Origin of the sequence: Catenulispora sp. EB89, assembly GCF_041261445.1 — a bacterium.
In the GTDB taxonomy this organism is placed as follows: domain Bacteria; phylum Actinomycetota; class Actinomycetes; order Streptomycetales; family Catenulisporaceae; genus Catenulispora.
The window spans coordinates 369,947-382,371 of record NZ_JBGCCU010000008.1 but is presented as its reverse complement, the minus strand read 5'-3'; the positions used below and the strand labels follow the sequence as shown (position 1 = coordinate 382,371).

The window sequence follows — 12,425 nt, the reverse complement described above, 5'->3', positions numbered from 1 at the left end:
GATCAATCCAGACTCCGGCAGCTCAGCTCACTGCTTCGCCAGCACCCGGATGTGCCCGGCCCGGCCCGCGCCGACGTCCACCCGCAGGCTGCTGCTCGGCGTCGAGGCGGCGACCAGCGCCGGCACGAACGCGGCCGCGTCGATCGTGCCCCAGCCGGAGGCGATGTCGAAGCCGGTGCCGGCGCAGAAGCCGGTCACCGCCGCGGTGGTGTTGCAGCCGCTGGTCACGTCCACGACCCCGGACCCGGTCCCGTTCGGCCCGAGCGCGTACAGCGCGGGGTTGATCAGCCCCAGGTCGCGCCCGGCGGACTGGTCCGCCAGGCCGACGATCGCGGCCATCAGCGGCGAGGACTCCGACGTGCCGGAGGTCCCCTCCATCGTGATGTCCGGCAGCGAGCGCCCCGCGGCGCCGGTCGCCGAGGCCGTGCTCTGCTGCCAGGCCGGGATGCCGAACTCGTGCGACACACCGCCGCCGGACTGCGGCCAGAGCACGTCGGGCTGGGTGCGGTTGCCGTTGCCGTCCAGGGACAGCTCGGTACCGCCGACCGCCGTGACGTAGGACTCGTCCGCCGGGAACGACACCACCGGCTTGCCCCACAGCGTGCTGCCGTCGAGCTGCATGCCGTCGGCGCCGTCGTCGCCGCTGGAGGCCAGCACCGTCACGCCGTGGTCGGTCGCGTTCTTGAAGTGGCTGTCCAGGTCGTGCAGCTGCGCGGAGCTGGCGAAGTCGTCCTCCGGCGTGCCCATGCTCATCGAGATCACGTCGGCAAGGTGGTTGCTGACGGTGTAGTCCATCGCGCTCAGCAGCTCCGGGAAGCCGGTGACGCCCTCGGTCTCGCTGACCGGGGTGGCGATGATCAGGATCTTCGCGCCCGGGGCGAGCGTGTGGATCATCGAGATGTCCAGGTCCGTCTCGCCGCCCCAGCTCTGGCAGTCGCTGGTGTTCACGCCCGGGTCGGTGCACGCCGGCACCGCGCCGGACGGCTCGATGGTCTGCACGGTCGCCGCCGGCAGGCCGTTGTCCGCGTCGTACTGGTCGAGGTAGCTCTGGGCGCTCTTGTCGCCGAACGCCACCAGCGTGGCGATCGTCAGGCCCGTGCCGTCGATGTGGTTCGCGTACAGCGGCGCCGTGTCATAGGCCTGCTGCAGCCCGGAGCCCGAGGACTGAAGCGCCTGCTCGACGCGCTCGACCCGGTCCGGGATGGTCCCGGCGGAGCCGACCCGGCTCACCGCGGCGCTGAAGTGGTGGTGCTGCGGGGTCGGGACCTGGTGCGGGACGCTGCCATGCGCGGCCGGCGCGGATGACGCGCCCGGCGCGGCCTGCGCCGCGACGGCGACCGCGAGGGACACCGCGACCGCGGTCCCGACGGCGGCCAGCCTGGCTCCGGCGCGGAAGGCCCGGCGGTCGCCGAGTCCTGATGATGCCCGATGCATGTCTCCTCCTGGAGGTGGCGAGGGAGGTGGCGGTAGTTGGTGCCGGATATGGACATTGGCAAGAAATGGATCAGGGGGCTACCCAAGGGTTTACCAAAAATTCTTCAAAACATGTCGCAGGTGATGAAGAGGTCTAAAAAGGGTCACGGCAAACGGCTCGGCCGCCGCGTCGGAACGCGGCGGCCGAGCCGTGAAGTGAGGCGAGGTGAGGGGTCTGACTCCCTCGGGGCTCAGCCGGTGATGCTCGCCGCCCCGGTCTCGATGTGCCCGGTGGCCCGGCGGCTCCACGCCGAGTCCGAGCTCACCGTGACGGTGAAGTCGTACCACCCGTTGTCGTACGCGACCGCGTTGAAGTAGTCGCTGACCGTCGCCCCGGCCGCCACCTGGTACGTCCACGGCCCGTCGGTCCGGTAGTTGGCCGAGGTGATGGTGAACGTCACCGTGCTGCTCCCGGTGTTCGTCATCGAGAACCAGACCGCCTGCTGACCGGTGTTCGGAGCCGGCGCGTAGTAGGTCTTGGCCTCGGCGGTCGCGCCGCTGCCGTTGGCGTTGCCGGTGAAGCGCCGCAGGAACCGGTTCGGGCCGACGACCGTCAGGTCGTACTGCCCGTTGCCGTAGTTGGCGCCGACGTTGAAGAAGTCCTTGACGCTGCCGTCGGTCCCGTTGCTGTACGCGCCGACCGTGTACTGCCACGGCCCGCCGCTGCGATAGGCGTTGGCGTACGCCGCGAAGTGCGCGGCCGACGTCGCCTGCGGGCCCTGGTTCGCCATCTCCAGCCACACCAGGATCTTCCCGGCGGCGTCGTACTCGATGTGGTCCACCCACGCGTTCGGCTGGTACGGCAGCGCCCGCGCCGGCCTCGTCCCGCTCTCCTGCGTCGGCATCGCGTTGCTCGCCGGGGCGGGGTTGGTCTGCACGTTGCAGAACGACTGCCCGATCACCGTGCTGGTGGCCGGCAGCGACGGCAGGCCGCTCACCGGGTTGGCGAAGTCGAAGGCGCCGGTGAGGTCCCCGCACACCTGGCGGCGCCAGGCGCTGATGTTCGGGCAGGTCGCCGGGGTGCCCAGGGCCGCGGTCCAGGTCTCCAGGAAGCGGATCACCGAGGTGTGGTCGTAGACCTGGGAGTCGACCCAGCCGCCGCGGGTCCAGGGCGAGACGACCACCATCGGGACCCGGAAGCCCAGGCCGATCTGCGCGTTCTGGGTCGACTCGCCGGCCGTGCCGGACGGCGCCACCGGCGGCGGGACGTGGTCGAAGAAGCCGTCGTTCTCGTCGTAGTTGAGGAACAGCACGGTCGAGTCGAACGTCGCCGGGTCGGCGGCCAGCGCCTGGATGACCAGGTTCACGAAGTGCGCGCCGTCGTTCGGCGGGGCGTCGGGGTGCTCGGAGAAGGCCTGGCTGGCCACCACCCAGGAGACCTGCGGCAGCGTGCCGCCGAGCACGTCGGCCTTGATCGCCGCGGCGATGTCGTCCGGCGTGGAGCCGGTCGAGGGCACCGAGGACATGCCGCGCTGGTAGAGCGGGCTGGAGGTGGACGCGCCGGTGAACTGCTTGAAGTAGGCCAGCGCGTTGTCGCCGAAGTTGTCGCTCGCGTTCTGGTACACCCGCCACGACACGCCGGCGTTCTGCAGCGTCTCGGCGTACGTCTGCCAGCTCAGGCCGGACTCCGAGCCGCCGTCGTAGGCCGGGCCGCCCGCGCTGCCGCTCGGGTCGATCATGCCGGACCACAGGTAGGTGCGGTTCGGGCCGGTCGCCGACAGGATCGAGCAGTGGTAGGCGTCGCAGACCGTGTAGGCGTCGGCGAGCGCGTAGTGGAACGGGATGTCGGACCGGTTCAGGTAGCCCATGGTGCGGTTGGAGCCCTTGGCCGAGATCCAGTTGTCCATGGCGCCGTTGTTCCAGGCCGAGTGCTGAGTTGACCAGCTGTGGTCCAGCGAGCCATCGCATTGCGCAAGGTCTTCCTTGCTGGTCCCCCACCACCAGGTGTTGGTGTCGGACAGCTGCCACGGGTACTGCCGGCCCGAGCCGTTCGGCTGGTCGAACACCGAGTAGCCGCCGGCGATCTGCACCGTCGCGCGGTCGGCGAACCCGCGCACCCCCGACAGGCTCCCGAAGTAGTGGTCGAAGCTGCGGTTCTCCTGCATCAGCACCACGACATGCTTCACGTCGCGGATCGTCCCGGTACCGGCGGCCGAGGCCTGGGAGAGGACGCCGGGCAGGCTCTCCAGGCCGAGGGTCGCGCCGAGGGCGGCGGCGGAGCCGAGGAAGGTGCGGCGGGAAACGGGCGCCACGGTGGGGCCTCCTACTGGTGGGGTGTGAGGGTGGTCGAGCTTGGTGCGGTGATCGGCCTTGTGGGGACGGGCCCGGGGTGCGGGCCCAGGGGAATATCGGGCCGCCGGATGTCCGGCGCCCCCTTCCCGGATGGCTCGAACGTGAAGCATTCTCAACGATTGCGATCGAACAGAACAGCCCCATCAGGGCCCTGGCGCCGCGCCCCGGACGCCCCGATCCCGGTCGGACGAGGTGTTGGTCCTGGATTTCGCCCCCGGATTGGTCCTGTCGGGCGTCGCGTGCAGTGAGGTAAAGCTTTGCCCATGTACTTCCAGCACGCCGAGGCCATCCGGTCCGAATATCCCGACCTGGTCGCCGCGGCGATCACCACCACCGGCATCACCGCCGCGTCGGACGTCGACGAGCAGGTCGCGCGCTTCACGGCGATCGCGCAGGCCCGGCTCGCCGGCGGCCCGGAGTCCGACCTGCCCGAGATCAAGGCCTGGCGCCAGGCGTTCGCCAAGATGGGGCTCAAGCCCACGCAGTACCGCTGCGCCTCCGAGGCCCTGCTGCGCCGGCTGCGCAAGGAGGGCGAGCTGCCGCGCATCCATCCGCTGATCGACCTGTGCAACGCGGTCTCGGTCGCCTTCGCGATACCGGTCGCGGCCCTGGACCTGGACCGCATCTCCGGCGACCTCGAAGTCCGACACGCCACCGGCGACGAGGAGTACGTGACCTTCGCCGACACCATCGAGCACCCGGAGCCCGGCGAGGTGATCTTCGCCGACGCGGGCGGCAACGCGCACGCCCGCCGCTGGACGAACCGGCAGAGCGGCAGCTCGGCGATCCGGCCGGGCACCTCACGGGTGCTGATCGTCGCCGAGGCGCTGCACGAGTCGGCGGCCGAGGATGTCGCGGCACTGATGAAGACGCTGGTCGACGAGCTGGCCGGAGTGTGGGGCGGGACGCCGCGCTCGGCGGTGCTGAGCGCGGCGTCGAGGCGGTTCGAGTTTTAGAGGAAGCCGCCGGACTGCCGCGACCACAACATCGCGTACAGCCCGCTGGCCGCCAGCAGCGACTCGTGCGTGCCCTGCTCGGCGATCCGCCCGGCGTCGAGCACGACGATACGGTCCATCCGCGCGATGGTCGACAGCCGGTGCGCGATCGCGATCACCGTCCGGCCCTCCATCACCTCGCCGAGGGTCTCCTGGATGGCGGCCTCGACCTCCGAGTCGAGGGCGGACGTGGCCTCGTCCAGGATCAGGATCGGGGCGTCCCGGTGCAGGGCCCGGGCCAGGGCGACGCGCTGCCGCTGGCCGCCGGACAGCCGGATGCCGCGCTCGCCGACCAGCGCGTCGTAGCCCTGCCGTCCCTGCGAGTCGCGCAGTGCCGTGATGAACCCGTCGGCGGCGGCGCGGCGGGCCGCCGCCCGGACCGCCTCGTCGTCGGAGGCGATGCCGCCGGCGACGTTGTCGCGGACGGAGCGGTGCAGGAGCGTCGCCTCCTGCGCCACCACCGCGAACTGGCGGCGCAGGCTGTCCTGGGTGACGTCGGCGATGCGCCGGCCGTCGATCGAGATGGTGCCGGACTCGGCCTCATAGAAGCGCAGCAGGAGGCTGACGACGGTCGACTTGCCCGCGCCGGAGCGGCCGACCAGGCCGACCCGCTCCCCGGCGGCGACGTCCAGGTCGAAGCCGTCCAGGCCGCCGGAGGGGCGTCCGTAGTGGTGGCTGACGCCCTCGAAGCGGATCCGTCCCGAGACCCGCGGCAGGACGACGGCCTGCTGGGCGTCCCGAACAGCCAGCGGCTGAGCGACGGTACGCAGCGACCGGTTCAGCTGCCCGAGCGCGCCGAACATGTCCGAGAGCGCGTCGAGCAGCCACTCCCCCATCGACGTGATCCGGAAGCTGAGCGCCGAGGCCGCCGCGACCAGCCCGACCGGTGCCGCGCCGGTGCGCCACAGCACGATGCCGTAGCCGATGAGGCCCACCAGCAGGCCGCCGCCGAGCGTCGTCATGCTCGAGTTGATCGTCACCTCCAGGCGCTGCACGCCGAAGTGCGCGCGGCGCGCGGCGGCGAAGACGCGCAGGTCATCGGCCTCGCGGTCCGGGAACAGTGCGAGTGTGTCAGCGTTCGCATAGGAGTCGACGAGCAGGCCGGTCAGCGCCGACTCGGCCTCCTGAAGGCGCTCGTGGGCCGCGCGGTAGCGCGGGACGAGGAACGTCAGCAGCACCGCGTACACCACGATCCACGCCGCCAGCGGCAGCACCAGCCGCGGATCGATCGACGCGACCAGCCACACCGACCCGGCGATGTAGACCGCCACCGCGACCAGCGTGTGGATGACCGCGTACCCGGCCGTCGACGCCGCCTCCCCGCCGTCGCGGACCCAGGTGGCGATCCGGCCGGCCAGGTCGTCGCGGAACCAGCCCACCGACTGCCGCGAGACGTAACGGTGCAGCCGCCAGCGGGCCAGCGACCGGGCGTTGGCGCGGAACGCGATGTCGTCCAGGCCCTCGCCGAGCACGCTGAGCAGCGGCCGGACCAGCAGGACCAGCACCGCCGCGAAGATCAGGCCGGCCCCGTGCCGGGACCAGAAACGGTCGCGGTCGGCGCCGGCGAGCACGTCGACCAGGCGGCCGGCGTAGCCGATCAGCCACACCTCGATCGCGGCGCCCGCCACCGTCGTGGCCAGCGCGAGCACGACCACCGCGCGCAGCGGCCGGAACTCCCGGGTCAGGAAGCGGCGGACCTCGGCGGGCGGCGGGCCGGGGTCGTGGGGGCGGAACGGGTCAGCAGAGTTCTCCAACAGGCGGAACAGACGGAACAACAAGGGATGCCCTCCGGGCGGGATCGACGAACAGGGGTCCGGGGCGTCCCGTGGCGGCCATGTTCGTCTCCATCCGTGAGGGGTTGTTCTGTCGCGGGCAGGCTATCGGCGGGTGAGGTCGTCAGCACGCGGATTTCTCGGCGCGCGCCGACCCAAGACGGTCCTCAGCGCTTGACGGCCACACCCGCGTACATCGCGATGTCCTGGTCCCGCACCGGCTCCGCGTCCGCGTCCGGCCGCCAGTGATGCACCAGCGCGACGCCGGGGTCGAGCAGTTCGTAGCCGTCGAAGAACGCCTCGGTCTCGCTCTTGTCGCGCACCTGGAGCGGGATACCGCGCTTGTTGTACTCGCGGCTGACGCCGCCGACGCCGACCGGGTCGGTGTCGCCGGTGAACACCGTCAGCGCCAGGTAGCTGCCGGGGGCCAGGACGTCCATGAAGCGGCGCACGATGCCCTGCGGGTCGTCGGCGTCCAGGACGAAGTGCACGATCGCGATCAGCGACAGCGCCACCGGCTCGGAGAAGTCCAGCACCTCGCGCAGGCGCGGGTTGTCGATGATCGACTGCGGGTCGCGGAAGTCCGCGTCCACGTAGCAGGTGCGGCCCTGGGCCGTGCTGGACATCAGGGCACGAGCATGGGTCAGCACGATCGGGTCGTTGTCGACGTAGCCGACGCGCGCCTCGGGGGCGATCGCCTGCGCGATCTCGTGCACGTTCGGAGACTTCGGGATACCGGTACCGATGTCCAGGAACTGGCGGACCCCGTAGTCCTTCGTGAGGTGGCGGACCGCGCGCTCCATGAAGCTGCGCGTGGTGCGCATCGAGATCGGCAGCGCCGGCCAGGCCTCCACCGAGGCCTCGGCGGCGATACGGTCCGGCTCGAAGTTGGTCTTGCCGCCGATGAGGTAGTCGTAGACGCGCGCCGAGTGCGGCACGTCCATCCGCAGGTCCACCGCGGGGTAGTCGTCGTTCGGCGCCTGCCCGGCCCGGACCTCGTTCGTCATCGTTCGCCTTCCCGTCCCTGTCATGCGTCCGTGCGGTATGCGTCCGTGCGGTATGCCTTCGTGCTGTCGGCCCGCCTTGATCGCGGCCCTAGTCGCGCATGTTAGCGGTCGTGCCAGGACTATGCCTCCGAGCCTCCTATCAGCGTCCTTGCATCGCGGTATTCCGGACGGCCACAAATGGTTCATCTGAGGACTCTGTCTTCGTCCTGACATCGCCGCTAACCTCCACGGCAGGTGAGCAATCCTCAGCTCTCTGCAGCCACCCCCGGAGGTACCCCACATGCCCGCTCCCTGGCTCCGTCGGCTCTCGGTCGGCGGCGCGACGCTCGGCGCCGCCGTGCTCGCGATGGCCGCGGCCATCGCGCCCGCCGCCGCGGACACCGGTTCGGCCCCGCTGTCCCACAGCACCGTGGTCGGCCTGCACAACACCTATGACGAAGGCGCGGAGTTCCCGCATCTGGCCAACGCGCTGGACGCCGGGACCGGAATGATCGAGCTCGACACGTGGACCGACGTGTTCACCAACGAGTGGAAGGTCAGCCACAGCAACCCGACCGGCAACAACAACAACTGCGTCGACGCCTCCAAGCCCTCTGACATATACACCGGCTCGGCCAACAAGGACCTCGGGTCCTGCCTGGACGACGTCAAGTACTGGCTGGCCTCGCACCCCACCTCGGGCCCGCTGTACATCAAGCTGGAGATGAAGATCGGCTTCGAGGCCGACTACGGCATGGGCCCGGCGCAGCTGGACGCGCTGATCAGCCAGCACCTCGGCAACCTGGTCTACCGGCCCGCCGATCTGCTGAACGGCACCTACCCGAACCTGGACGCCGCGGCGAAGGCCGACGCCTGGCCGTCGCGCTCGGCGCTGGCCGGGAAGGTGATCCTGTACGCGATCCCGGGGACCGTGGAACTGGGCAACCCGTTCGACACCCTGCACACCGACGTCGAGTACGGCACGTACCTGAAGAACCTCGCGGCGGCCGGCAACGTCGGCCAGGCGCAGGTCTTCCCGTGCGTGCTCGGGGCGCAGGCGGGCGACCCCCGCAGCCAGTACTCCGACTCCTCGATCAAGCCGTGGTTCGTGGTCTTCGACGGTGACGCCAACACCTACGTCACCAGCGTCGACACGTCGTGGTACGACACCAACCACTACATCCTGATCATGACCGACGCGCAGAACGTCGCCCCGGCGCTCAGCGACACCGCGCCGAGCCAGTCCGACGCCGCGGCCCGGGTGGCGTTGCTGGCGAGCAAGCACGCGAGCGTGGTGTCGACGGACTGGACCGGCTTGCCGTCGGTGCTGTCCGAGGTGCTGTCCCGCGGGTAACGCTCGACCTGGTGTGACTGCCCGGCCGCGATCTCGCGGCCGGGCAGTCGGCTTTCCCCGGGTCCCGCTCCCGTTCCCGCTCCCGCTCCCGTTGACAGGAAACCAAATGGTTTCCTATTGTGGAGCCATGGACCCCGTGTTCAAGGCCCTGGCCGACCCGACGCGGCGGGCACTCCTGGACGAGCTGTTCGCCGACGACGGCCAGACCCTCGCGGCCCTCACGGCGCGGCACGCCATGACGCGCATCGCCGTGGCGAAACACCTGAAGATCCTGGAGGAGGCGGGGCTGGTCGTGACCCGCCGCCGCGGCCGGGAGAAGCTGCATTTCCTCAACCCGGTCCCGATCCGCCTGGTCCACGACCGCTGGGTCGGCAAGTACACCGAGCAGTGGGCGGCCGGGCTGGTCGGCCTGAAGCGTGACCTGGAGGCACCGATGGAGCGCGTCTTCGAGATCTACATCCGCACCACGCCGGAGCGGTTGTGGGAGGCGATCACCGATCCGGCGATCCGGGCCAAGTACCACTTCGGGATGGCGGTGGAGTCGGACTGGACCGAGGGGTCCCCGTACCGGCTGGCGCATCCGGCGGCCGAGCGGTCGATCGTCGAGGGCGAGAACCTAGAGGTCGACCCGCCGCGCCGGCTCGTGCAGAGCATGCGGGCGCTGTGGGGGCCGGACGCCGAGGCGGCCGGGACCAGCCGGGTGACGTGGGAGATCGAGCCGGTCGGGGACTCGTGCCGGCTGACGGTGGTCCACGACCAGCTGCCGCCGGACGTCCCGTCCGAGGTGTACGGCGGCTGGCCGATGGTGCTGTCCGGGCTCAAGACCTGGCTGGAGACCGGGGAGACGCTCACCACGCCCGGGTCGCAGATGTACAGCCCGCCTACTGACAAGCCCACTGACAAGCACTGATCACGAGACAGGAGTTCGCCATGTCCGCATCCCGTTCACACACCACGATCACCGACATCGGAACCGTGGGCATCCCGGTCAGCGACCAGGACAAGGCCCTGGAGTTCTTCACCGGCACGCTCGGCTTCGACAAGCGGCTGGACCTGCGCGCCGGGGAGAGCTTCCGGTGGGTCACGGTCGCCGCGCCGGGGGCCGCGGTGTCGGTCGCACTGATTGCCGCCGGGGGTGTCGGGCAGGACACCGGCATCCGGTTCATGGTCCCCGACGCCGAGGCCGAGCACACCGCCATGCGGGAGCGCGGCATCGAGGTCGGGGAGTTGCTGCGGTGGCCGGGGGTGCCGCCGATGTACGAGTTCAAGGACCCGGACGGCAACCGGTTCGAGATCGTCGAGAGTGCCGCCTAGACGGTCTCCACCTTCACCCCGCGCCAGAACGCCACGCGGTCGCGCACGTGCTCGGCCTCGGTCTTCGGCTCGGGGTAGAACCACGCCGCGTCCGCGTTGGCCTCGCCGTCCACGGTGACGGTGTAGTAGCTCGCCAGGCCCTTCCACGGGCAGACCGTGTGGGTCTCGCTGGAGGAGAAGAACTCGCTGTTCAACGACTCCGGCGGGAAGTAGTGGTTGCCCTCGACGACGACGGTGTCGTCGCTCTCGGCCAGGACCTGGCCGTTCCACACTGCTCGCATCGCCATTTGTGTCCTCCTGAAGTCGGCTCACCGAGCACAACCAGGCAACACCGCGATCCCTTCCCGTGCGCCCCGCACCGGCGGCACCTGCGTGCGGCGGGGGCAGGACCATCCCCTATTGTTTGGCGGACATCGCAGGGCAATGCTGTTTCTGCCCTCCCCCGTGAACCGTCCTCGAAAGGGTGATGATGGCCGCCGCTCCCATATCGACCACCACGATCGCACGCGCCGCACAGCTGGTCGGGTTCGCCGTCGTCGCGGTGGCGCTGGCCGTGGTCTCGTGGCGCAGCACGAGCCTGAACCTGCCGGACGTCGGGCAGTTCGCCGGGATCATCGGCTCCGGGTTCCTGGGCGGGATCATCAACCCGCTGATGAAGACGCTGAACGGCGGGCACGGCGGGGTCGTCCTCGGGGTCGCGGCCGGGGCCGTCGCGCAGCCGGAGAACTCCGTGCAGGTGGCGCAGGTCGCGCAGCAGGTCGAGGCGGTTCAGCACGACGCCGCCAAGGCACTCGGGCAGAAGAGCGACATGATGTGGGACGTGGCGGTGGTGATCGGGGCCGTGGCGATCGTGGTGGCCGCGCTGGCGCTGGCGATCAACGGCACGCACCACGTGAACGCCGCTGCCGCGCTGACGGCGCTGGCTACGGCGTTCGGGGCGTTGTTCATCGACACGTCGAACATCACGCACGCCGCCACGTCGCCCGCGAGCTGAGGCCAGGCGCCAGGGGCCCGAGCCACGCCTTGCCGGCTAGGGCTACGCCCTTAGAGGTCAGGGGTACGCCTCGACGGCGAGGTCGATGTAGGCGCCGCTGGTGTCGTTGGAGTCCTCGGCGGTCACCTTGCCGACGCTCGTGCGTCCGTCCAGGGCCGCGATGCAGACCTGGTCGCCGACCTGGACGGTCACCTGGTTGGTGGCGTGCGCCTGGAGCGCGGCCAGGCAGCCGGCCGCGGTGGGGGTGCCGTCCTGGGTCCATGACGCGAGGTTGCCGGGGCCGTTGAGCGTCGTCTCGTTGGTCGCCGCGAGGCCGAAGAGCAGGCCCGCGACCGGTGACGGACCGGCGGTGACCTGCTCGCCCCGGACGTTGACGCGGATGGTGCCCTGCCAGAGCTCGACCTTGGACGGGCTGGTGGCGGACGGCGTCGACGAGGCGCCGGTGGAGGTCGTGGGGTTCGGCGGCGTGCCGCCGTTGCTCGGGCCGGGGTTGGGACCACCGCTGCCGGGCGAGGATCCGCCGCCGAGCTGCGTCACGGAGACGACGACCGCCGCGAGCACGGCCGCGCCGCCGAGTAGCGCCGACTGGTAGCGGAACAGGCGCGGGGCGCGGAGGCGCTGCGGCTGGGAGGCGCTTGTTTGCGGGGCGATGGCCTTGCGGATCTTTGGCTGCGTTGGTTGGCCGGGTGGCTGCGGGAGCACGAAGAACGAAGCCACGTAGCGTCGCCAGAACGATTGCCCGCGCCAGTTCCGCTGCACGGCCGGGCCATGTCCGACACCGGTCAATGAGGACCAGTAGCGGCGCGCGAGAGGGCCGCGGCTCACGCTTGTTCCTGCGGCGCCGCCGGCTCTATCGCATGGGGCTCTGTTGTATGCGGCTCTGTCGCATGGGGTTCTGCTGGATCGGGTTCGAGCTCGAACGCCGTGCCCAAACGCGCCGATCCCAGCTGCCGCAACACCGTCGGCGCCGAGCACCCGACCGCGATCGCCGCGTAGGCCCCGGTCACCTGCGAGTGGAACAGGAGACCGGCGACCGCGCCGAGCAGGATCCGGGTCAGGCCGGCCGCGATGTCGGAGAGCGGGTCGACGTACGAGGTCAGGGCCGGGACCGGCGTGGCCGGCTGGTGGCCGAGGGCCTGGTGCCGTGCGGCGTTCCAGGCCAGGACCCGGTCCGAGCTCACCACCGCTTCGACGACCGCGCCGCCGATCGCGCCGTAGGCCATGGCCAGCAGCCAGTCCACCGTT

Annotated in this window: 12 protein-coding genes; 5 read left to right on the top strand and 7 right to left on the bottom strand. The window is 70.7% G+C overall.

Going from position 1 to position 12,425, the window contains the following annotated elements:
* Positions 1–27: 27 nt before the first annotated feature.
* Positions 28–1,434 carry a S8 family serine peptidase gene (locus ABH920_RS20195; protein WP_370350589.1) on the bottom strand — a complete coding sequence of 469 codons (1,407 nt, stop codon included), beginning with the start codon at positions 1,432–1,434 and terminating at the stop codon, positions 28–30.
* A 230-nt stretch (positions 1,435–1,664) separates the two neighbouring features.
* On the bottom strand, positions 1,665–3,725 hold the full coding sequence (locus tag ABH920_RS20190; RefSeq protein ID WP_370350588.1) for a phosphocholine-specific phospholipase C: 2,061 nt from the start codon (positions 3,723–3,725) through the stop codon (positions 1,665–1,667).
* Positions 3,726–4,028: 303 nt separating this feature from the next.
* On the opposite strand from ABH920_RS20190, the gene ABH920_RS20185 reads away from it, so the two are divergent.
* Positions 4,029–4,721 (top strand): B3/4 domain-containing protein, encoded by a 693-nt coding sequence (locus ABH920_RS20185; RefSeq protein ID WP_370350587.1) that lies wholly within the window; start codon positions 4,029–4,031, stop codon positions 4,719–4,721.
* Here ABH920_RS20185 and ABH920_RS20180 read toward each other — a convergent pair.
* Complete coding sequence (locus tag ABH920_RS20180; RefSeq protein ID WP_370350653.1) at positions 4,718–6,526, bottom strand: ABC transporter ATP-binding protein; 1,809 nt, start codon at positions 6,524–6,526, stop codon at positions 4,718–4,720. The genes ABH920_RS20185 and ABH920_RS20180 overlap by 4 nt on opposite strands.
* Before the next feature lie 173 nt (positions 6,527–6,699).
* Positions 6,700–7,539, bottom strand: a complete 840-nt coding sequence (locus ABH920_RS20175; protein ID WP_370350586.1) for an SAM-dependent methyltransferase — start codon at positions 7,537–7,539, stop codon at positions 6,700–6,702.
* 280 nt (positions 7,540–7,819) lie between these two features.
* Between ABH920_RS20175 and ABH920_RS20170 the strand changes: the two genes are divergently transcribed.
* The 3 genes from ABH920_RS20170 to ABH920_RS20160 all read left to right on the top strand — a co-directional run bounded on the left by ABH920_RS20170 (position 7,820) and on the right by ABH920_RS20160 (position 10,186).
* Positions 7,820–8,872, top strand: coding sequence for a phosphatidylinositol-specific phospholipase C domain-containing protein (locus tag ABH920_RS20170; RefSeq protein WP_370350585.1), 1,053 nt, complete (start codon positions 7,820–7,822; stop codon positions 8,870–8,872).
* A 127-nt stretch (positions 8,873–8,999) separates the two neighbouring features.
* Positions 9,000–9,782, top strand: a complete 783-nt coding sequence (locus ABH920_RS20165) for an ArsR/SmtB family transcription factor (protein WP_370350584.1) — start codon at positions 9,000–9,002, stop codon at positions 9,780–9,782.
* A 20-nt stretch (positions 9,783–9,802) separates the two neighbouring features.
* Entirely contained in the window at positions 9,803–10,186 is a 384-nt protein-coding gene (locus tag ABH920_RS20160; protein WP_370350583.1) for a VOC family protein, read from the top strand.
* Here the strand turns inward: ABH920_RS20160 and ABH920_RS20155 are convergent.
* Positions 10,183–10,467 (bottom strand): DUF427 domain-containing protein, encoded by a 285-nt coding sequence (locus ABH920_RS20155; RefSeq protein ID WP_370350652.1) that lies wholly within the window; start codon positions 10,465–10,467, stop codon positions 10,183–10,185. The genes ABH920_RS20160 and ABH920_RS20155 overlap by 4 nt on opposite strands.
* 188 nt (positions 10,468–10,655) lie before the next feature.
* Between ABH920_RS20155 and ABH920_RS20150 the strand changes: the two genes are divergently transcribed.
* On the top strand, positions 10,656–11,180 hold the full coding sequence (locus tag ABH920_RS20150; protein WP_370350582.1) for a hypothetical protein: 525 nt from the start codon (positions 10,656–10,658) through the stop codon (positions 11,178–11,180).
* A gap of 57 nt (positions 11,181–11,237) precedes the next feature.
* Here ABH920_RS20150 and ABH920_RS20145 read toward each other — a convergent pair whose 3' ends face one another.
* Positions 11,238–12,005: a hypothetical protein gene (locus ABH920_RS20145; RefSeq protein ID WP_370350581.1), complete on the bottom strand. Its 768-nt coding sequence runs from the start codon at positions 12,003–12,005 to the stop codon at positions 11,238–11,240.
* Positions 12,002–12,421, bottom strand: a complete 420-nt coding sequence (locus ABH920_RS20140) for a hypothetical protein (protein ID WP_370350580.1) — start codon at positions 12,419–12,421, stop codon at positions 12,002–12,004. The genes ABH920_RS20145 and ABH920_RS20140 overlap by 4 nt, the downstream gene beginning before the upstream one ends.
* Positions 12,422–12,425 lie beyond the last annotated feature (4 nt).